The sequence below is a fragment of the Achromobacter sp. FW305-C-28 genome, assembly GCF_058783235.1.
Window position 1 is genome coordinate 179,338 of record NZ_JBYSYL010000004.1, and the last position, 20,978, is coordinate 200,315.

Annotated in this window: 13 protein-coding genes; 11 read left to right on the plus strand and 2 right to left on the minus strand. The window is 65.9% G+C overall.

Annotated features, from left to right (window positions below):
* Positions 1-90: 90 nt before the first annotated feature.
* The 4 genes from sodB (at position 91) to pcaF (ending at position 5,549) form a co-directional block, all read left to right on the plus strand.
* Positions 91-669: a superoxide dismutase [Fe] gene (sodB, locus tag AC3WMR_RS12925; RefSeq protein WP_025135836.1), complete on the plus strand. Its 579-nt coding sequence runs from the start codon at positions 91-93 to the stop codon at positions 667-669.
* A gap of 328 nt (positions 670-997) precedes the next feature.
* Complete coding sequence (locus AC3WMR_RS12930; RefSeq protein ID WP_492265338.1) at positions 998-2,704, plus strand: methyl-accepting chemotaxis protein; 1,707 nt, start codon at positions 998-1,000, stop codon at positions 2,702-2,704.
* A 78-nt stretch (positions 2,705-2,782) separates the two neighbouring features.
* Positions 2,783-4,189: a chloride channel protein gene (locus tag AC3WMR_RS12935; RefSeq protein WP_492265339.1), complete on the plus strand. Its 1,407-nt coding sequence runs from the start codon at positions 2,783-2,785 to the stop codon at positions 4,187-4,189.
* Between the two features lie 154 nt (positions 4,190-4,343).
* Entirely contained in the window at positions 4,344-5,549 is a 1,206-nt protein-coding gene (gene pcaF / locus AC3WMR_RS12940) for a 3-oxoadipyl-CoA thiolase (protein ID WP_492265340.1), read from the plus strand.
* Between the two features lie 136 nt (positions 5,550-5,685).
* Here the strand turns inward: pcaF and AC3WMR_RS12945 are convergent, their stop codons facing one another.
* On the minus strand, positions 5,686-6,204 hold the full coding sequence (locus AC3WMR_RS12945; RefSeq protein ID WP_492265341.1) for a DUF192 domain-containing protein: 519 nt from the start codon (positions 6,202-6,204) through the stop codon (positions 5,686-5,688).
* A gap of 102 nt (positions 6,205-6,306) precedes the next feature.
* On the minus strand, positions 6,307-6,552 hold the full coding sequence (locus AC3WMR_RS12950) for a cold-shock protein (protein ID WP_006220277.1): 246 nt from the start codon (positions 6,550-6,552) through the stop codon (positions 6,307-6,309).
* A 226-nt stretch (positions 6,553-6,778) separates the two neighbouring features.
* Between AC3WMR_RS12950 and clpS the strand changes: the two genes are divergently transcribed.
* The 7 genes from clpS (at position 6,779) to AC3WMR_RS12985 (ending at position 20,874) form a co-directional block, all read left to right on the plus strand.
* On the plus strand, positions 6,779-7,093 hold the full coding sequence (gene clpS, locus AC3WMR_RS12955; protein WP_025135841.1) for an ATP-dependent Clp protease adapter ClpS: 315 nt from the start codon (positions 6,779-6,781) through the stop codon (positions 7,091-7,093).
* A 226-nt stretch (positions 7,094-7,319) separates the two neighbouring features.
* Positions 7,320-12,476: an alpha-2-macroglobulin family protein gene (locus tag AC3WMR_RS12960; RefSeq protein ID WP_492265377.1), complete on the plus strand. Its 5,157-nt coding sequence runs from the start codon at positions 7,320-7,322 to the stop codon at positions 12,474-12,476.
* Positions 12,473-14,695, plus strand: coding sequence for a penicillin-binding protein 1C (gene pbpC / locus AC3WMR_RS12965; RefSeq protein WP_492265342.1), 2,223 nt, complete (start codon positions 12,473-12,475; stop codon positions 14,693-14,695). Before AC3WMR_RS12960 ends, pbpC begins: the two co-directional genes overlap by 4 nt.
* A 55-nt stretch (positions 14,696-14,750) precedes the next feature.
* A complete protein-coding gene (clpA, locus tag AC3WMR_RS12970; RefSeq protein WP_492265343.1) occupies positions 14,751-17,060 on the plus strand; it encodes an ATP-dependent Clp protease ATP-binding subunit ClpA in 2,310 nt (769 codons plus the stop codon).
* 4 nt (positions 17,061-17,064) lie between these two features.
* The gene (locus AC3WMR_RS12975) at positions 17,065-18,393 is read left to right on the plus strand and encodes a paraquat-inducible protein A (RefSeq protein WP_492265344.1); all 1,329 of its coding nucleotides are present in this window, start codon (positions 17,065-17,067) and stop codon (positions 18,391-18,393) included.
* A gap of 71 nt (positions 18,394-18,464) precedes the next feature.
* A complete protein-coding gene (locus AC3WMR_RS12980) occupies positions 18,465-20,129 on the plus strand; it encodes a PqiB family protein (RefSeq protein ID WP_492265345.1) in 1,665 nt (554 codons plus the stop codon).
* Between the two features lie 4 nt (positions 20,130-20,133).
* A complete protein-coding gene (locus tag AC3WMR_RS12985; protein WP_492265346.1) occupies positions 20,134-20,874 on the plus strand; it encodes a PqiC family protein in 741 nt (246 codons plus the stop codon).
* The last annotated feature ends 104 nt before the right edge of the window (positions 20,875-20,978 follow it).

The window sequence follows — 20,978 nt, forward strand, 5'->3', positions numbered from 1 at the left end:
CGCGCCACCGCGGGGTTAACACGGTATCCTCGCAGAGTTGCCGATACAATTGAACGGCTTGATCGTGCACTCAACAGAAGGAACCCACACATGGCACATACTCTTCCCCCCCTGCCTTACGAACTGGACGCACTGGCTCCGCACATCTCGAAAGAGACGCTGGAGTTCCACTACGGCAAGCATCACCAGACCTACGTCACGAACCTGAACAACCTGATCCCGGGCACCGAGTTCGAGAACCTGTCGCTGGAAGACATCGTCAAGAAGTCCTCGGGTGGCATCTTCAACAACGCCGCACAGATCTGGAACCACACGTTCTACTGGAACAGCCTGGCCCCCAAGGCTGGCGGCGCTCCCACCGGCAAGCTGGCTGATGCCATCAATGCCAAGTGGGGCAGCTTCGATGCCTTCAAGGAAGCCTTCAACAAGTCGGCTGCCGGCAACTTCGGTTCGGGCTGGACCTGGCTGGTCAAGAAGGCCGACGGCTCCGTCGACATCGTCAACACCAGCAACGCCGCCACCCCGCTGACCACGGCCGACAAGCCGCTGCTCACCTGTGATGTCTGGGAACACGCCTACTACATCGACTACCGCAACGCCCGTCCCAAGTACCTGGAAAACTTCTGGGCCTTGGTGAACTGGGAATTCGCGGCCAAGAACTTCGCCTGATCGGCGCCGCGTCGCGATCCTTGCGTGATCGCCCTCCGGGCCGGTCGCGCGACGATCGGATCGCACTGAAAAAGGCCTCTCGTTGCACGAGAGGCCTTTCATTTTGTTCAGCCAGAATTCAGCAACGCCTCGTCCCGGGGCGGAGGGGCTGCACAGGGTGTCGATTGTCGAGTTCATTGCGGCGAAATGAAGAATAAACAGCCGTTTCTTCAGGGTTCTCCCAGGAAATCGCAAACGCTATCGTTGCCCCCGGTCTGCGACTGAGCCACGGGGCCAATGACTGCGGCATGCCCGCCATAAACCGTGGCAATTGAACGGGATGGGAAGCATGTTGCGGTATTTTTCGGGTTTACGTATCGGCGCGCGCCTGTCGGGTGCGTTCCTGCTGGTCGCGGTGATCGGCGGCGCCATCGGCGCCTTTGGCGTGTGGGGACTGGCCCGCATCAACGAAATGAACGACCGGCTCTATGACACCGAGCTGCGCGGCATCTCGGACATCAAAGAAGCCAATATCAACCTCATCTACGCGGGCCGTGCCCGCAACGGCTACCTGGCCGCGTCGACGCAGGAAGAACGCCAGGCCCTGCGCAAGCAGTTCGACGATGCCGTCAAGACCATGGACATGCTGCGCGACAAGGCCGCTGCCAATTTCCACGCGGAAGAGGGCAAGCGCCTGTTGGCGCAGTTCGCCGAAACCGAGCAGGTCTGGAAGCGTGAGGCGGCCGAATTCTTCGCCGCCGCGCAAGCGCATTCATTGACGCAGGCCGACGCCAAGGTCGACGCCATCGAAAAGCGCGTCATCGCCTCGTCGCAGAAGCTGGACGATCTGATGACCGACCTGGCCGTGGGCAAGGAAAAGGTCGCTGCGCAATCCGTGCAGGCCGGCACCGATCTGTACGAAAGCATGCGCTTCATCATGATCGTGCTGGCCGTGGTCGGCGTGGCGGTCGGCATGCTGCTGGGCTGGCTGGTGACGCGCGGCATCGTGCGCCCCTTGCAGCAGGCCGTGACGGCCGCGCGTCAGGTGGCCGCGGGTGACCTGACCACCGCCATCCAGGTGGCCACGCGTGACGAAACCGGCGACCTGATGGGCGCGCTCAAGGCCATGAACGAAAGCCTGGCGCGCATCGTGCGCGACGTACGCGACGGCTGTGAAAGCATTGCGTCCGCATCCTCGCAGATCGCGCAGGGCAACTCCGACCTGTCGCAACGCACGGAAGAGCAGGCCTCGTCGCTGGAAGAAACCGCGGCGTCCATGGAAGAGCTCACCAGCACCGTGCAGCAGAACGCCAACAACGCCAGCGAGGCCGAACGCCTGGTCACGCAGGCCTCGACCGTGGCCGTGCGTGGCGGCGAAGTGGTCGAAGGCGTGGTGCAGACCATGAGCGCCATTTCCGACAGCTCGCGCCGCATCGCCGACATCACCGGCGTGATCGATGGCATCGCGTTCCAGACCAACATCCTGGCGCTCAACGCCGCCGTGGAAGCGGCGCGTGCGGGCGAGCAGGGCCGCGGCTTTGCCGTGGTGGCCGGGGAAGTGCGCACCTTGGCGCAACGCTCGGCCGTGGCGGCCAAGGAAATCAAGGCCTTGATCGACGAGTCCGTCAATCGCGTCGAAGGCGGTACCCGCCAGGTCGACGAGGCCGGCCGCACCATGCGCGAAGTGGTCGACAGCGTGCGTCAGGTGGCGATCCTGGTGCGCGAGATATCCAGCGCGTCGGCCGAGCAGTCTTCCGGCATCGGCCAGGTCAACCAGGCCGTGGCGCAGATGGACACCGTCACGCAGCAGAACGCCGCGCTGGTCGAAGAGGCCGCCGCGGCCGCGGCCAGCATGCAGGAGCAGGCCGGTCGCCTGGCGCAGGAAGTGCGCCGCTTCAAGGTCGATGCCGGCGGCGACGCCGGCTCGGCTGGCACGGCCCAGGCACGCCTGGTGCGGGCGATTCCGGTCGCGCCGCGCAAGCCTGCCGCGGCGCAGGCCGCCACGGCGCGCCCGGCGCTGGCCCGCGCTTCGGACGACGACTGGTCCACGTTCTAGCCTGCGTGTTGTGGGCTGCCAGTCAGGCGGCGGTGGTAAGGTTAGGCACGTTTTGCTAGCGTCCGCCACCCCGCGCCCATGAACCTGCCCACCCCCCTGCGCCGTATCGCCACCGGCTCCCGCCACTTCCTGCGCCGCAAGGTGCGCCAGGCCAACCGCCTGTCGCGCAAGAGCGTGCAGATGGCCCTGCTGCTGGGGGGCGCGGCGCTGGTGGCGCTGGTTTCGCTGGGTTTTGCCTACCTGGCCGACCGCGCGCTGGAATGGAATCGCGAATGGACCGCGGCGCATGGTTGGCTGGCCTTGCTGGTGCTGCCGTGCGCTTTGGCCGGCCTGCGGTGGGCCACCTTGCGGTTCGCACCCAATGCCGTCGGCAGCGGCATTCCCCAAGTCATTGGCGCCTTGTCATTGCCGCCCGGCCCCAGCCAGCACAGCCTGGTCTCGCTGGCGCAGGCGCTGTGGAAAATCCCCCTGGCCTTCTTCGGCATGCTGGCTGGTGCGTCGATTGGCCGCGAAGGCCCGTCGGTGCAGGTGGGCGCCGCCGTTATGCTGGCCTGGGGCAATTTCTGGAAACGCCGCGGTATGCAGTTGCGGGGTTTTCACACCAATGAGCTGATCGCGGCCGGTGCGGCCGGCGGCCTGGCCGCGGCCTTCAACGCGCCGCTGGCCGGCGTCATCTTCGCCATCGAAGAACTGGGGCGCGGCACCGTGTTGCGCTGGCAACGCCTGGTGCTGATCGGCGTGCTGGCAGCCGGTTTCCTGGTGGTGGCGGTGGCCGGCAACAACCCGTATTTCGGCATGTTCGGCGGCGCGCCGCTGACGCAAGGCATGCTGGGCTGGGTAATCGGCTGCGCGCTGCTCAACGGCGCGCTTGGCGGCATCTTCGCGCGGCTGCTGGGCAAGGGCGCGGCCGGCATGGCCCCGGCCAAATGGCGCGGCTGGATCCGCGCGCATCCTATCTGGACGGCCTTCGCCATGGGCCTGGTGCTGGCATTGATCGGCCTGGCCACCGCCGGCAGCGTCTACGGCACGGGCTACGGCGCGGCGGCCGATCTGCTGTCGGGCCAGGCGCACGACGCCTTGCCCGCGGGGTTCGGCCTGGCCAAGCTCGCGGCCACCGTGGCGTCCTACTGGGCCGGCATTCCGGGCGGCATCTTCACCCCGGCGCTGACCACCGGCGCCGGCATCGGCCACCACATCTGGCAACTGGCGGGCGAGGGCGTGGACCAGCGCGTGCTGGTGCTGATCTCCATGGCCGCCTTCCTGGCCGCGGCCACGCAGGCGCCGCTCACGGCCAGCGTCGTCGTCATGGAAATGACGGGCAGCCAGCCCATGCTGTTCTGGCTGCTTGTCGGATCGCTGCTGGCCTCGGGCGTGTCGCGCCAATTCTGCCCACAACCGTTCTACCACCTGGCCGCGGGCCGCTTCCGGCGGCAAGCCATCGTCGATGCCGCACGCGCGGCCAAGTCGGGCACGGCGTCCTCGTAGCACCGCCGCCAGGTCGGCCTCATCATGGTGCAAGAGTGAACAGCTGCTGGACACTGTCCGTGCTGCGGACATCCCAACGGTGCACCAACTTGGCGCGAAACCGCTGCGTTAAGATCGACGACATTCGATTTCTTCACTTCATTTCGAGCTTCCCATGACCGTGCATGCCTATATTTGTGACGCGATCCGCACCCCCTTCGGCCGCTATGGTGGCGCGCTGGCTTCGGTGCGTCCCGACGACCTCGCAGCCGTAGCCATCAAGGCCCTCGTGGCGCGCAATCCCAACGTGCGCTGGGAAGAAATCGACGACGCCATCCTCGGCTGCGCCAACCAGGCCGGCGAAGACAACCGCAACGTCGCTCGCATGGCCACGCTGCTGGCCGGCCTGCCGGTCGAAGTGCCCGGCGCCACCGTCAACCGCCTGTGCGGTTCCGGCCTGGATGCCATCGGTAGCGCTGCCCGCGCCATCCGCGCCGGCGAAGCCGGCCTGATGCTGGCCGGCGGCGTCGAAAGCATGAGCCGTGCGCCCTTCGTCATGGGCAAGGCCGACAGCGCCTACTCGCGCAGCGCCGCCATCTACGACACCACCATCGGCTGGCGCTTCATCAACAAGCTCATGAAGGCCCAGTACGGCGTCGATTCCATGCCCGAAACGGCTGAAAACGTCGCCGACGACTTCAACATCAACCGCGAAGACCAGGACCTGTTCGCGCTGGCCAGCCAGCAAAAGACGGCCCGCGCCCAGAAAGAAGGCTTCTTCGACACCGAAATCGTGCCGGTCTCCATTGCCCAGAAAAAGGGCGATCCGATCGTCGTCTCCAAGGACGAGCACCCGCGCGAAACCAGCCTGGAAGCGCTGGCCAAGCTCAAGGGCGTGGTCCGCGAAGGCGGCACCGTCACCGCCGGCAACGCCTCGGGCGTCAACGATGGCGCCGCCGCGCTGCTGCTGGCCGACGAAAAGGGCGCTGCCCGCCACGGCCTGACGCCGCGCGCCCGCGTGGTCGGCATGGCCACCGCCGGCGTCGCGCCGCGCATCATGGGCATCGGCCCGGCGCCCGCCACCCGCAAGGTGCTGGCCCAGACCGGCCTCACGCTGGACCAAATGGACGTCATCGAGCTGAACGAAGCGTTTGCCGCCCAGGGCCTGGCCGTGCTGCGCCAACTGGGCATCGCCGACAACGATCCGCGCGTCAACCCCAACGGCGGCGCCATCGCGCTGGGCCACCCGCTGGGCGCCAGCGGCGCCCGCCTGGCCACCACCGCCATCAACCAGCTGCACCGCACGGGCGGCCGCTACGCGCTGTGCACCATGTGCATCGGCGTGGGCCAGGGCATCGCCCTCATCATCGAACGCGTCTGACGCGAGGGCGGCCGGGGGCGCGAAAGTCAACCGTGTTCCAGGCCGGCCCGGTCCGCTTGCCCGCCGGGCGGCCAAACAACAAGGGAGCCCTCGGGCTCCCTTGCTTTATGATTCGGCACGCGATGCGCGCGGACGCTCAGGGCAATCCGTCGATCTTGCGGCCAGCCTTGATGCCGTGCCCATCGAACCAGCCTTGGGCCATTTCCAGCGCGTAGCGCACCGGTTTCTTCGAGCAGTGGGCGTCGTCGGTCTGCGGCGCCATGTCTTCAATGTTGACGATCGTGCCGTCGTCGGCGATAAAAGCGATCGACAAGGGCAGGATGGTGTTGCGCATCCAGAAGCACTGCACGTCGGGCTGCTCGAAGACGAACAGCATGCCGTCGTTGCCGGGCAGTTCCTTGCGGAACATGAGGCCGTCGCGGCGGGTGGCTTCCGTGTTGGCGACTTCTGCGCGGATAATATGGATGCCGGCAGCCAGTTGCGTGGTGGGCAAGGGCGCTTGCGGTCCGCCCGGGGCCTGGGCGCCAGCCGCCGCGGGCAGGGCCAGCGCGGTAACGCTCAGCAGCGCGCAAAACGCGCTGCGCGATGCCGCTTTAATGAACGCTGTCTTGAACAACGTACGACTGATGTGAAACAAAGCAGCATTCTTCAGCATGACCAGATGCGGTAATCGCAGTAATTAGAAAATAACAAGGCGGGGCCCGAAAGCCCCGCCTGATAATGGCGCAACCTTACCGTTGCACTTTAAAAGGTTAACTCAGGCAGCAGTGATATTGAGCGCCTGTTTGCCTTTGGGCCCCTGGATTATCTCGAATGCCACTTTCTGGCCTTCTTTCAGGGTTTTAAAACCATTCATCTGGATGGACGAAAAGTGGGCGAACAGATCTTCACCGCCGTCGTCGGGCGTAATGAAGCCAAACCCCTTTGCATCGTTGAACCATTTGACGGTGCCCGTCGATTTGGGATTGTCCCCTTGGACGGCGGTTGCGGTCGTATCAGACATGCGGACTGCCTCATTGAATCGTATGTTGACAGAAGGGCATCGCGGCCTAGACCCCTGTCCCCCCTCCGGCCTCCTGGCAGGTTTTCGGTGAACTGAAAACCCCAGAATGCGTGGATAATGCGCCGCTTTTCTTTGCGGAGTCAAGTATGGAAACTACGCATTTCTACGTGTAATTTTGCGTAAGTTACATGCAAGCCGTCCCCTGATTAAATAGAATAGCCGCCCTATGAGTTCTACCTTGGATACCCAGCATGATTTGGCCGTCGAGAAGGCGCCGGCACGCGTTGCGCCGCCTCCGATGTACCAGGTCCTGTTGCTGAATGACGACTACACGCCGATGGAATTTGTCGTCAAGGTGCTGCAAAAGTTCTTCAACAAGAACCACGAAGAGGCCACCCGGATCATGTTGCAGGTGCATCACGAAGGCCGAGGGGTCTGCGGAGTCTATCCGCGCGACCTTGCCGCGACCCGCATCGCCCAGGTGGCGCAGTATGCGCGGGCGCGCCAGCATCCGCTGCAATGCGTGATGGAACCTGTTTAGAACATAGAAAAAAACGCCGCCGCAACAGGCGGCGTTGTGCTGCACAGGGTAGTACCGCAGGGCCCGCGCACCGAGAAGCGCGCGGGGCAGGTCGGCAGCTCCGCCGCAAAGGAGCGACGCATTCGAGTAGGCGGGGAGGTTTGCCGTGAGTGGAAAGAACAGCAAGACCTGGCTGGCGGTAGCCGGCGTCATCGTGTTGGCCGGCGCCTTGGGCGTGGGCTGGTGGATGGGCAAGGGCGGTCAGTCCGCCGCGCCCACGGCGCCTGCGGCGACAACGTCCGCACCTGCGGCAACGACCGCGGCTCCCACCGAATCCAAGCCCGCCGCCTTGCCGGCGTCCGCGACGGTCGGCGCCGCCGATCCCTTCGCCGCGCTGAACTGCCAGCCGCGCCAATACAACGATTCGTTGGCGCTGGCGATCACCTTTACCCAGCCGGTCGACTCCAAGGCCAAGCTCGAGAGCTTCCTGCAGGTCATCGACACGGGCTCCGCCTCGGGCAAACCCGACCAGGACAGCGAACAGGCCTCTCGCCCCGGCGACCAGCCCGCGTCCGTCAAGCCCGGCGACTCGGCCCCCAAGGGCAAGGTCGTGCAGGGTAACTGGGTGGTGGGCGACAACCCCCGCATGGTCTATTTCCCCTACGTCCAGCCGCAACGCTCGTACGCCATCTCGGTGCGTGCGGGCCTGCCGGGCGCCGGCGACAAGGTCACCCTGGCCACGGCCTCGCACTGCGAAGTGACCACCGAAGCCATGCCGCCCTCGTTTTATTTTGCCAGCCGCGGCGTGGTGCTGCCGGCCGGCCAGAACGGCGGCCTGCCTGTGGCCACCGTCAACGTGCCCGAGGTCGACGTGCAGTTCCTGCGTGTCGCGCCCGAGCGCGTGCCGGAACTGTTCGAATCGGTGCTGGGCATCGGCCGCAACACGAGCAACGCCTCGTCGGATGACGACGACAGCGTGGGCGGCTACGACGAAGAAGATGGCTGGCGCTATTCCGACAACCGCAGCCTGAAGGGCTCGGTCAGCAACTGGGACCTGGATCGCCTGAATTCGCTGACCACCAGCGTCTACCAGGGACGCTTCCTGACGGACGACAAGCCCAACCGCCGCCACGTTACCTTCCTGCCCGTCGAAGGCGTCAAGGAATTGCAGGAACCCGGTATCTATATTGCGGTGATGAGCCAGCCCGGCCGCTTCCGCTATGAATACCAGGTCACCTATTTCTACGTCAGCGACATCGGCCTGCACGCCCGCCGCTATACCGACCGCATCGAGGCCTATTCGGTTTCCCTGAAGACCGGCCAGGCCATTTCTGGCGCAGTCTTCGAACTGGTCGATGGCGCCGGCAAGTCGCTGGCCAAGGCCCAGGCCGACGCCCAGGGCCACGTGCGTTTCGAAGGCAGCTTCACCAATGCGCGCGTCATCCGTGCCTCGCGCGACAAGGAAATGACGGTGTTGGCCCTGGCCGAACCGGCGCTGGACCTGTCTGAATTCGACACGGGCGGCCATATTTCCCGCCCTAACAACCTGTTCGTCTATGCCGGCCGCAATCTGTACCGGCCCGGCGAAACCTTCCACGTGTCGGTGCTGCCGCGCGACCTGGACGGCCGCGTCATGCCGGCCGCGCCCCTGACCGCCACGATCAAGCGCCCCGACGGCCGCGTGGTGTCGACCACGCTCTGGCAGCCCGCGAAGGACCTGCAAGGCTACGTCGAGCGCGCCATTGACCTGCCGCCCGACGCCCAGACCGGCGCCTGGATGCTGGAATTGCGCGTCGACCCCGCCTCGCGCGTGGCCGATGCCTCGTGGAAGTTCCAGGTCGAGGAATTCCTGCCCGAACGCATGAAGATGGCGCTGACGTCCGACCAGGACGTGTTGTCGCCCGACGACACCCTGACCGTCGATGTGCAGGGCGACTACCTGTATGGCGCACCCGCCGCCGGCAACCGCCTGCTGTCCAGCTTCCAGGTCAAGCGCGACCGCTTTGCCCTGCCGCAGCAATGGCCAGGCTTCATCTTCGGCGACGTGGCTGACGATACCCGCCGCCACTTCGAGGAACTGCCCGAAGCCGCGCTGGATTCCACCGGCGCCGCCCAGCTCGAGGTCGAGCCGCGCACCGATGGCACGCATTCGCCCATGAAGGTGCGGGTGTCGGCCAGCCTGCTGGAATCGGGCGGCCGCCCGGTGGTGCGTTCCATCGAACGCAGCGTCTGGCCCGCCGACAAGCTGATCGCCGTGCGTCCGCAGTTCGACAGCGACGTGGCCCGCGAAGGCGCGCCCGCCGGCTTCGAAGTGCTGCGCGTGGATGCGCAAGGCAAGATCATGCCGCTGGCCCAGGCCCAGATGCGCCTGTATCGCGAAGAACGCCAGTACTACTGGCGCTTCGATGACCAGCGCGGCTGGAACAGCGGCTACACCGAAACCGAAGAACTGGTCGATTCGCGCGAGATCGCGCTGAAAGACCGCACCCAGCTGACCGTGCCGGTCAAGTGGGGCCGTTATCGTCTGGAAATCACCGACCCCGAAACGGGCGAAACCTTGCGCTACCGCTTCTATGCGGGCTGGAACGCGCAGGATGCCGACGCCATGGGCAACCGCCCCGACCGCGTCCAGATGAAACTTGAAGGCGTGCCGGCCAAGCCGGGCGACACCGTCAAGGTCACGCTGACGCCGCCGCATGACGGCCAGGCGCTGGTCACCGTTGAAGGCGACCGCATGCTGTGGTCCACCTGGGTGGCCGTGAAGGCGACGGGTACGCAGGTTGAAATCCCCATCGACAAGACCTGGAAGCGTCACGACCTGTACGTGGCCGCGGCGGTGTTCCGTCCTGGCAGCGAAGGCGACCGCGTGACCCCGGCGCGCGCGCTGGGCCTGGCGTTCCTGCCGATCGCCAGCGCCGATCGCAAGCTGGACGTCAAGCTGACGGCGGCTGCCAAGACCGAACCCGAAACCAAAACCACGGTCCGTGTGAAGGTGGACGGCGCCCAGGGCAAGCAGGCCATGGTGACGCTGTCGGCCGTCGACGTCGGTATTCTCAACATCAACCAGTACCGCACGCCCGATCCGCTGGACTTCTTCTTCGGCAAGCACCGCTACGCGCCTGAATTGCTGGACATGTACGGCAAGCTCATCGAGAAGATGGACGGCACCAAGGGCAAGCTGAAGTGGGGCGGTGACGCCGCCATGCGCGGCGACAGCAAGAGCCTGCCCAAGAAGGTCAAGCTGGTTGACCTGTTCTCGGGTCCGGTCAAGCTCAACGACAAGGGCGAAGCCGACATCCCGCTGGACCTGCCCGACTTCAACGGCACGCTGCGCCTGATGGCCGTCGCGTTCACGCCGGACAATTTCGGCAGCACCGACACCGAAATGGTGGTGGCGGCGCCGATCGTGGCCGAACTGAACACGCCGCGCTTCATCACCCCGGGCGACCAGGCCGCCATCGCGCTGGACGTTACCAACCTGAGCGGCGCCGATCAAAAGGTGACGGTCAAGCTGGAAGCGCTGGACCCGCTGGGCATCGTCGACGGCACGCGTACCGTGACGCTCAAGGACAAGCAACGCACCACGCTGCGCTTTAACGCCACCACCACCGGCTCGTACGGGCTGGGCCTGATCCGCCTGACCGTGGACGGGCAGGGTGGCGGCAAGCCCGTGCACATCGTGCGCGAGTCGGTGCTGCAGGTGCAGCCGGCCTACGCGGCCGAGCGGCAGGTGCGTCGCCTGCGCCTGAACCCGGGCGAATCCAATGCGCCGCAGGCTTCGTGGATCGCGTCCTACTATCCGGACTCCACCACGGTCAGCCTGACGGTATCGAACCGTCCGCCGTTCAACGTCAATCGCCTGGTCGAAGGCCTGCTCAACTACCCCTACGGTTGCACCGAGCAGACCATCAGCGCGACACTGCCTTGGGTCATGCTGGACGAAGACACGGCCAAGCAGTTCGGCCTGAAGCCGCGCACTCAGGCCGAGCGTGAAGCCAAGGTCGCCGGCGCCATCGGCCGCCTGTCGGGCATGCGCAACGCCGTGGGTTCGTACAACCTCTGGAGCAGCTCGTCCTCGCGCGATGTGTGGCTGACGGCCTATGCCGTGGGCTTCCTGCAGGACGCCCGCGACAAGGGCTTTGCGGTGCCCGAGGCCTCGCTCGACCGTTCCCGCCAGTGGTTGCTCGAGCAAGTGCAGCAGAGCAGCGGTTCGTTCGGCACCTGGTCGGCCAACCTGAAGCGCAACGTCGAATCGGGCCGCCTGGATAGTGGCGACATCAACACGCTGCGCGAAGACCATCGCCGCTTTGCCGGCCTGGCCACCGCCGTGCTGGTGCTGGCGCGCGACAACAAGGCGCCGCTGTCCACGGTGCGCCAGCTGTTCGACAACTACCAGGAACGCGCGCGTTCGCCGCTGCCCCTGATCCAGCTGGCTGCCGCCTTCAAGCTGATGGGCGACGAAGGGCGCATGAAGACCGCGCTGGATCAGGCCATGGCGCGCGAATACGGCATCACCCGCCGCAGCCAGAGCGCCTACTACGACGAGTGGATGGGCGACTACGGCAGCGCCGTGCGTGATTACGCCCTGTCCTATGCCCTGGCCAACCAGTACCAATTGCGCCACGATCGGGTCGAGAACCTGATGTCGCAGCTGGCTGCGCGCCTGGGCAACCGCTCGTACCTGTCGACGCAAGAGCAGATGGCCTTGCTGCTGGCCGCGCGCGCCGCGGGCGGCGACAAGGGCACGCCTTGGGAAGCCACGCTGACCGTCAATGGCGCACGCAAGCCGCTGACCGGCGGCAAGTCCGACCAGACCGTGTCGCTGACCGCGGCCGAGCTGGCGGGCACGCAGCTGGTCAACACCGGCAGCCAGTCGCTGTTCATCGAGTACGACATCCAGGGCAGCCCCATGTCCGTGCCCGCGCCGCGCAACGACGTCATCCAGCTCAAGCGTGGCTGGTACCGTCCTGACGGCAAGCCATGGGATGGCGGCACGTTGCAGACCGGCGACATGCTGGTGGTGTGGGTCCAGGCCAGCGCCAACCAGAACATTCCGGACGGCCTGCTGGTGGACCGCGTGCCCGCCGGCTTCGAAGTCGAGAACCTGAACCTGTCGCAAAGCCCCGAGATGCAGGACTGGAGCATCGGCGGACGCCGCGTGGCCGACGCGATGGCCGACCCCAACATCAAGCACCGCGAATTCCGCGATGATCGTTATGTTGCGGCGGTATCGCTGGGCCGTGGCAAGGTCGATGTGTTCTACCTCGTGCGGGTCGTCACGCCGGGCCGCTATGCGGTGCCCTCGACGGTGGCCGAAGACATGTACCGGCCCGAGATCCGTGGCGTAGGCGAGCAATGGAGCACGGTCGAGATCCGCGATCGCGGCGCCAAGCAGCGTCCTTGACCGCCGCCGCCACCCCGTCGGCGGGCGCTTCGCGCGCCCGCCGCTGGCGGCGGCGCGGCATCTACGCGGCCAGCGTGTTGTTTGCGCTGGCCGCGTTGTTATTCGCGTTCGACCGCCTGTATCCCTTGCCCCCCATCGATTCCGGCGGCGCGGCCGTGGTGGTCGCCGCCGACGGCACGCCCCTGCGCAACTATCCCAGCCGCGACGGCATCTGGCGTTACCCGGTCAAGCCGGACCAGGTGTCTCCCTACTACCTGGATACGCTACTCACGTACGAAGACCGCTGGTTCTACTGGCACCCCGGGGTCAATCCCGTGGCGCTGGCGCGCGCCGGCTGGCAATGGGCGACCAACCGCCGTATCGTCTCGGGCGGCTCGACCCTGACCATGCAAGTGGCGCGGCTGATCGACCCCCAACTGGCCGGCAAGCCGTCGCGGTCGATGGCCGCCAAGCTGCGCCAGGCCTGGCGCGCCGTGCAGCTGGAAATGCACTACAGCAAGGAGGAGATCCTGTCGCTGTACCTGACCCACGCGCCCATGGGCGGCATCGTGGAAGGGGTGGAGATGGGCTCGCGCCTGTGGCTGGGCAAGCCGGCGCGCGATCTCAGCCCGGCCGAGGCCGCCATGCTGACCGCCTTGCCGCAGGCCCCGTCGCGGTTGCGGCCGGACCGCCATCCCGAGGCCTCGCAGGCCGCGCGCGACAAGGTGCTGGACCGCATGGTGGAACTGGGCCGCTGGACGTCTGCGGAAGTGGCCGACGCCAAGATCGAGCGCGTCGTGGCGCCGCCGCTGCGGGCCCGCTGGCTGGCACCGTTGGCCGCGCAGCGCCTGCTGCAGGAAGCGGGCCGCAAGACCGGCGGGCCGCGCCGCCCCGGCACCCGACCGCCGCTGCTGACTTCCACCCTGGACGCCGACATGCAGGCCTCGGTCGAGCGCATGCTGCTGGACCGGGTCGACAACCTGCCGCCCAAGGTGTCCATGGCCGTGTTGGTGATGGACAACGACTCCCTGGAAATCAAGGCCTACGCCGGTTCGGCCGATTTCTCCGATGATTCCCGATACGCCCACGTGGATATGGTGCGTGGCGTGCGCTCGCCGGGTTCTACTCTGAAGCCTTTCCTGTACGCCCAGGCGCTGGATGACGGGCTGATCCACTCGGAAAGCCTGCTGATCGATGCGCCGATGTCGTTTGGCGGCTACGCCCCGGGCAATTTCCAGGCGGCGTTCTCGGGCCCGATCAGTGTGTCGCAGGCCCTGCAACGCTCGCTGAACGTGCCCGCCGTGGACCTCCTGGATCGCGTCGGACCCAGCCGTTTTGCGTCGGTTATGCTCAAAGGCGGCGTCTGGTTACGAATGCCTGCCGGCGCGGAGCCCAATCTGAGCTTGATTTTGGGCGGGGGTGGCACCACATTGGAAGAACTGGTGGGTGCTTACCGGGCCCTGGCCCGCGGCGGCATCTCCGGCCGGCCCCGGCTGCGTCCGGAGCAGCCACGGGTCGAGTCCCGTATGATTAGTGCTGGCGCCGCCTGGATTGTCCGGGACATTCTCGAAGGCGGCGGCCACCCGGACAGGCCGTTCTACCAGTCGGGAAGCCCGGCTCGCCAACTGGCCTGGAAAACCGGGACAAGTTTCGGTTTCCGGGACGCCTGGGCGATCGGAGTGACCGACAGCTGGACAATCGGAGTATGGGTAGGCCGCCCGGACGGCACCCCGAACCCCGGATTTTTTGGGGCGAATGTGGCGGCGCCGCTACTGCAGGACATCGTGGCGGCGCTACCGGAAGGCGCGCAGCATGTCCGCGTCCGGCCCGACACGGTGCAGCCCGTCGTGACGTGCTGGCCGCTGGGCTACAAGCTGGGCAGCGTGCCGTCGGGCGCATGCCCGGAACAGCGCGCCGCCTGGGCTCTGAACGAAACGGTGCCGCCGTCGTTTGCCGGCTACGCCGACGCTTCGCAGGGGCCGTTGCGCCTGGGAGGCGTGGCGACGGGCTCGGTGTTGCGGCCCGTGCCGGGCAGCAAGCAGGTGGCGCTGGATGTGGATGTGCAGGGCGCCGAAGGCGAAGTATGGTGGATGCTCGACGGTCGCGTGGTTGGCCATGGCGTGTCGGGTCGTTCGTTTAATCTAGTGCTGGCGCAAGACGGCCGGTATACGCTTACCGTCATGGACTCGCAAGGCCGCCACGATAGTGTGGTTTTTGAAATCGCTGGCGTTACGCCATGATCGGCATAGAATATGAATCGTGTATTTGACCGCTTCGATGCGTTACGGAGGAAGCGTGATTTCCCAAGAGCTTGAAGTCAGCCTGCATATGGCTTTCGTCGAGGCCCGTTCGGCCCGGCACGAATTTATTACCGTCGAGCATCTGCTCTTGGCGTTGCTCGACAACGCTTCGGCAGTCGAAGTGTTGCGCGCCTGCGCCGCCAACCTTGACGACCTGCGCCGCAACCTGCGCCAGTTCGTTTCGGAAAACACCCCGGTGATTCCCAGCGGCGCAGAAGTCGACACGCAACCGACGCTGGGTTTCCAGCGCGTGATCCAGCGCGCGATCATGCATGTGTCCGCGGGCGGCACCGGCAAGAAGCCGGTGACCGGCGCGAATGTGCTCGTGGCCATTTTCGGCGAAAAGGATTCGCACGCCGTGTACTACCTGCAACAGCAGGGCGTCACGCGGCTGGACGTCGTCAATTTTCTGTCGCATGGCATTACCAAACAGCCACAGGTGGAGTCCGCCGCCGTGCAGAAAGAGCAGCAGACCAATGGTGAAGAGCAGGGCGAATCGCGCCAGTCGCCGCTGGACCAGTACGCGACCGATCTGAACGCTGCGGCGCTGGCTGGCCGCATCGACCCCCTGATCGGACGCGAGCACGAAGTCGAGCGCGTGATCCAGGTGCTGTGCCGCCGCCGCAAGAACAACCCGCTGCTGGTCGGCGAGGCCGGCGTGGGCAAGACCGCCATCGCCGAAGGCCTGGCCTGGCGTATCACGCGCGGTGAAGTTCCCGAGATCCTGCAAGCTGCACAAGTGTTCGCGCTGGACATGGGCGCGCTGCTGGCGGGCACCAAGTACCGCGGCGATTTCGAACAGCGTCTGAAGGGCGTGCTCAAGCAGATTCGCGGCAACCCCGATGCGATCCTGTTCATCGACGAAATCCACACGCTGATCGGCGCCGGTTCGGCCTCGGGCGGCACGCTGGACGCGTCCAACCTGCTCAAGCCGGCCCTGTCCTCGGGCCAGCTCAAGTGCATTGGCGCCACCACCTACACCGAATACCGCGGCGTCTTTGAAAAAGACCACGCACTGTCGCGCCGCTTCCAGAAGATCGACGTGCCGGAACCCAGCGTCGAACAGACCGTGCAGATCCTGCGCGGCCTGAAGAGCCGCTTCGAAGAGCACCACAATGTCCGCTATTCCGCCGCCGCGCTGTCGGCCGCCGCGGAATTGTCGGCGCGCTTCATCAACGACCGCCACCTGCCCGACAAGGCCATCGACGTGATCGATGAGGCCGGTGCCGCGCAGCGCCTGTTGCCGCGTTCGCGCCAGAAGAAGGTGATCGGCAAGGTCGACATCGAAAACATCGTTTCCAAGATCGCGCGCATTCCGCCGCAGTCCGTCTCCAACGACGACCGCAGCAAGCTCGCCACGCTGGACCGCGACCTCAAAACCGTGGTCTTCGGGCAAGACAACGCCATCGACGCGTTGGCGGCCGCCATCAAGATGGCGCGCTCGGGCCTGGGCAAGCCGGAAAAGCCGATCGGCGCCTTCCTGTTCTCCGGCCCGACCGGGGTGGGCAAGACCGAAGTCGCACGCCAGCTGGCGTTCACGCTGGGCGTCGAACTGCTGCGCTTCGACATGTCCGAATACATGGAACGCCATGCGGTGTCGCGCCTGATCGGCGCGCCTCCCGGATACGTGGGGTTCGACCAGGGCGGCCTGCTCACCGAAGCCATCACCAAGCAGCCGCACTGCGTGCTGCTGCTCGATGAAATCGAAAAGGCCCACCCGGACGTCTTCAATATCCTGCTGCAGGTCATGGACCACGGCACGCTGACGGACAACAACGGCCGCAAGGCGGATTTCCGCAACGTCATCGTCATCATGACGACGAACGCGGGCGCCGAAACCTTGAACCGTCCATCCATCGGCTTTGCCAACTCGCGGGTGGTGGGCGACGAAATGGCGGAAATCCGCCGCATGTTCACGCCTGAATTCCGCAACCGCCTGGACGCGATCATCCCGTTCGCGCCGCTGGATCGCGAGATCATCCTGCGCGTGGTCGACAAGTTCCTGATGCAGCTCGAAGACCAGTTGCATGAACGCCGCGTGGAAGCGGTATTCACCACGCGCCTGCGCGACCACCTGGCCAAGGAAGGCTTCGACCCGCTCATGGGCGCCCGTCCGATGCAACGCCTGATCCAGGACACCATCCGGCGCGCGCTGGCCGACGAGCTGCTGTTCGGCAAGCTGGTCGACGGCGGCACGGTCACGGTCGACCTGGACGACGACAACAAGGTCACGCTGGACTTCGACGACCACGGCAAGCCGCCGTCGGCCGCGCCTGACAAGCAGGAAGTCGAGCTCGTCGATTAGGCCTATGATCCCCGACGCGGACCGCCAGCCGCTGATCGAGTGCGAACACTGCGCAAGCATCTATCGCCGACATCAGCTTGAACCTGGCGAGACCGCCAATTGCGCCCGCTGCGGTGCCACCTTGTGGCGCTACAGCGGGCTTACTTTGTCCAATTGGCTGGCGCTCGCCATTTCCGCCCTGATCATCTTCGGCGTGGCCAACGCCTACCCGGTCGCATCGATGTCGGTGCAGGGCATGGTGCAGCAGGCATCCCTGCTCGATGCCATTTCCATCACCTGGCGCCAGGGCCACTATGTCGTAGCCATCATGACCGGCCTGGCAGGCTTTGCCTTGCCGCTGTTGCAGCTGACCGTCTTGCTTTGGGTGCTGGGCCCGTTGTCGCGTGGTGCGGAACCCGCGGGATTCCAAGGCGCGATGCGCCTGTTGGGCTTGCTGCGGCCATGGTGCATGGTGCCGGTGTTTCTGCTGGGGGTGCTGGTGGCCGTGGTGAAGCTGGCCGGCATGGCGGCGGTGTCACCGGGCATTGGCCTGGCGGCCTTCGGCATCCTGACCATCCTGCTGACCATGCTGGGCCGGCTGACGCCGCACGTGTTGTGGCGCTACGCGGAATCCGCCGGGGTCGTGCCGGTGCATGTGCCCGAAGCAGGGCCCGACGTGGTGCTGACCGGTTGCCACGTCTGTGGCCAGGTGCAGGCGCTGCCGCGCAACGGCGACCCCGAAGAAGAACACCACTGCGTGCGCTGCCACGCCGTGGTGCATTACCGCAAGCCCGACCACCTGGCTCGTACCTGGGCGCTGTTGCTGGCCGCCGTGGTGTTCTATATTCCCGCCAACGTGTTGCCCGTCATGAAGGTCAGTTCGGTACTGGGCGACAGCGCCCATACCATCCTGGGCGGCGTGGTCGAATTGTGGAATATGGGGTCATGGGACATCGCGCTGATCGTCTTCATTGCGAGCGTGGCGGTGCCGCTGACCAAACTGCTGGCGCTGATCCTGCTATTGTTGACCGAACAATGGCGCAGCACGACGAATCTGCGGCCGCGCACGCGGTTGTATGAGATGGTCGAGTTCATTGGTCAATGGTCGATGCTGGACGTGTTCGTGGTGATATTGCTGGCGGCCCTGGCCGACTTCCAGGGGCTGATGGAAATCAGTGCCGGCGCGGGCGCCGCGGCATTCGGCGTGGTCGTGATCCTGACCATGCTGTCTGCCATGAGCTTTGACCTGCGCCGCAGCTGGGATCTGGAAGACGCAAGCGAGCTCGACATGGAACGGCCCGTGACAGGCAAGCGGCGAGAGCCGGCGTCCGCCGCGGGCACGGAAATGGGCTGACGCGTCGGACGGCTCGCCTGCGGGGCGGGGCCGAAACGCGTTTACCGATTAAGAAGAAAAGGAAAAAACAGATGTCCGACCAAGCCCCTGGATCTGGTGAAGAGAAGTTTGCGTCACCGACCATTTCGCGCAAGCGCAAGAGCCGGATCTCATGGATCTGGCTGGTGCCCGTGGTTGCCGCGCTGATGGGCCTGTCGCTGGTGGTGCGCACCTGGATGCAGGCCGGGCCGGATCTTGCCATCGAATTCAACACCGCCGAAGGGCTGGAAGTCGGCAAGACGCAGCTGCGCTACAAGGACGTGAACGTCGGCACGGTGAAGTCCATCGGCTTCAATAGCGATCGCAGCAAGGTGGTGGTGCAAGCCGAATTGTCCAAGGATGTGGCCGACCTGGCGCGCGAGGGCACCAATTTCTGGGTGGTGCGGCCGCGGCTGGATGTCAGCGGCGTGTCGGGGCTGGGCACGTTGCTGTCGGGCGCCTACATCGGCGTGGATGCCGTGGAAAGCAAGGGCGCGGCCAAGAAGGCCACCAAGCTGCACTTCGTGGGCCTGGAAACCCCACCGGCCGTGACGCACGACCGCGCCGGCAAGCGCTTCAAGCTCAAGGCGTCGGACCTGGGGTCGCTGGATATCGGCTCGCCGGTGTATTTCCGCCGTATCAACGTGGGCCGCGTGATCGGCTACGCGCTGGACAAGACGGGCGACGCCGTGAACGTCGAAGTCTTCGTGGATGCGCCCAACGACAAGTTCGTCACCAATGGCACGCGTTTCTGGAACGCCAGTGGCGTGGACTTCAGCGTCAATGCCGACGGCCTGAAGGTGCGCACGCAGTCGCTGGTGTCGATGGCAGTGGGTGGCGTGGCGTTCGAACCGGTCTACAGTGCGCGTGATGCCGCGACGCCGGCGCCGGCCGATGCGCGTTTTGAGCTGTACGCCACGGAAACGGCCGCCAAGGCCAATCCGGACGGCGAGGCCTTCCCGATCCGCATGCGCTTTGACCAGTCGATCCGCGGCTTGTCCGTGGGCGCATCGATCGATTTCTCGGGCATCACGCTGGGCAATGTCACCCAGATCAACCTGGACTTCGACCCCGTCAGCAAGCGCTTCTATTCGCTGGTGGACGCCACTCTGTATCCGGAACGCCTGGGCCGGGTCTACGAGGAAGTGCGCGCCCGCGCCGTCGAAGACGGTGACGAGGCGGGCGGCCGCCTCTTGGGCATCATGATCAAGCATGGCCTGCGCGCCCAGCTGCGCACCGCCAATCTACTGACCGGCCAGCTGTATGTGGTGCTGGACGACTTCCCCAATGCCAAGCCGGTGGACTTCAAGATGTCCAGCCCGGCCTTGATCCCGACCGTGCCGGGCAACCTGGATCAACTGCAGCAGCAGGTCAGCAACATCGTCGCCCGGATCGACAAGATTCCGTTCGACAAGATCGGCGAAGACCTGCGCACCACGCTGGCCAGCACGTCCAAGCTGATGACGCGCCTGGACAAGCAGGTGGCGCCGCAAGCGCAAGGCGTGCTCAAACAGGCCCAGGAATCGATGGCCAACCTGAACGCGCTGCTGGCGTCGGACGCCTCGTTGCCGGTCAACGCCGAAAAGGCCATGCAGGAACTGAGCCGCGCTGCCCGGTCGCTGCGCGCGTTGGCCGACTTCCTGCAATCGAACCCCGAATCGTTGCTGCGCGGTCGCGGCGACGACCCGATCCCCGGCGCTGGCCCGGTCAGGAACTGAACCCATGCCTATCCTTCGCTCCCGATCCTTGCGCCCGGCCCTGGGCCATTCCGCCCGGCGACTGTCCCGCGCCGCTCCCGCGCTGGCGCTGGCTGCATGGTTGGCCGGCTGCGCCTCGTCGCCGCCGGTGCACTACTACACGCTGCAGGGGCCATCGGCGCCCGCACCCGCCGTACCGCGCGCGGCGGCGCCTTTCCTGATCGATGTGCAGGGCGTCAACGTGGCGGCCCAGGCCGACCAGCCGCAACTGATGGTGCGCACGGGCGACGGCAGCGTGTCGGCCCTGTATTCCGAACGCTGGAGTTCGCCCCTGGGCGATGAAATCCGTGGCGCGCTGTCGGATGCGCTCAAGCATGACCTGGGCGCGCTGGACGTGCAGGTGGTCAAACCCGGTCCCACCGCGCCGGTCTGGCGCATACAGACCGACGTGCAACGTTTCGACCTGGTCGCGGACCGCATGGCGCAACTGGATGCCACCTGGCGGGTACGACCGGTGAACCTGAAGGGCAACGGCCTGCTGTGCCGCAGCGTGGTCACGGTGAACGTGTCCGATGCGGCGGGCGATTCCGCCGCTGGCGGGTCGGGGTCGAAGCTGGCGCCGACGTCGGGCGTGCCCGGGTTGGTCGCGGCGCAGCAGCGTGCCGTGGTGGCGCTGGCAGGCGCCATGGCGTCCGCCATTCGGGGCCAGACGCCCGACAGCGGCGGGGTCGTGCAGATGCTGGGTTGTTCGCCGTTGCCGGACTGAACCAGTTCATCTGTAAAAAAGGTCAGGGCCGCTGTCAAAAACCCGCCATGATCTCAATCGGTTAACCCTAGGGTTAACCTTAGTACAAACCCGGTTGCAACCTG

What these genes read in the sequence shown, in the direction of transcription:
- sodB (WP_025135836.1), top strand. Translation starts at nt 91, where the DNA reads ATGGCACATACTCTTCCCCCCCTGCCTTACGAACTGGACGCACTGGCT.
- AC3WMR_RS12930 (WP_492265338.1), top strand. Translation starts at nt 998, where the DNA reads ATGTTGCGGTATTTTTCGGGTTTACGTATCGGCGCGCGCCTGTCGGGT.
- AC3WMR_RS12935 (WP_492265339.1), top strand. Translation starts at nt 2,783, where the DNA reads ATGAACCTGCCCACCCCCCTGCGCCGTATCGCCACCGGCTCCCGCCAC.
- pcaF (WP_492265340.1), top strand. Translation starts at nt 4,344, where the DNA reads ATGACCGTGCATGCCTATATTTGTGACGCGATCCGCACCCCCTTCGGC.
- AC3WMR_RS12945 (WP_492265341.1), bottom strand. Translation starts at nt 6,204, where the DNA reads ATGCTGAAGAATGCTGCTTTGTTTCACATCAGTCGTACGTTGTTCAAG.
- AC3WMR_RS12950 (WP_006220277.1), bottom strand. Translation starts at nt 6,552, where the DNA reads ATGTCTGATACGACCGCAACCGCCGTCCAAGGGGACAATCCCAAATCG.
- clpS (WP_025135841.1), top strand. Translation starts at nt 6,779, where the DNA reads ATGAGTTCTACCTTGGATACCCAGCATGATTTGGCCGTCGAGAAGGCG.
- AC3WMR_RS12960 (WP_492265377.1), top strand. Translation starts at nt 7,320, where the DNA reads ATGGGCAAGGGCGGTCAGTCCGCCGCGCCCACGGCGCCTGCGGCGACA.
- AC3WMR_RS12975 (WP_492265344.1), top strand. Translation starts at nt 17,065, where the DNA reads ATGATCCCCGACGCGGACCGCCAGCCGCTGATCGAGTGCGAACACTGC.
- AC3WMR_RS12980 (WP_492265345.1), top strand. Translation starts at nt 18,465, where the DNA reads ATGTCCGACCAAGCCCCTGGATCTGGTGAAGAGAAGTTTGCGTCACCG.
- AC3WMR_RS12985 (WP_492265346.1), top strand. Translation starts at nt 20,134, where the DNA reads ATGCCTATCCTTCGCTCCCGATCCTTGCGCCCGGCCCTGGGCCATTCC.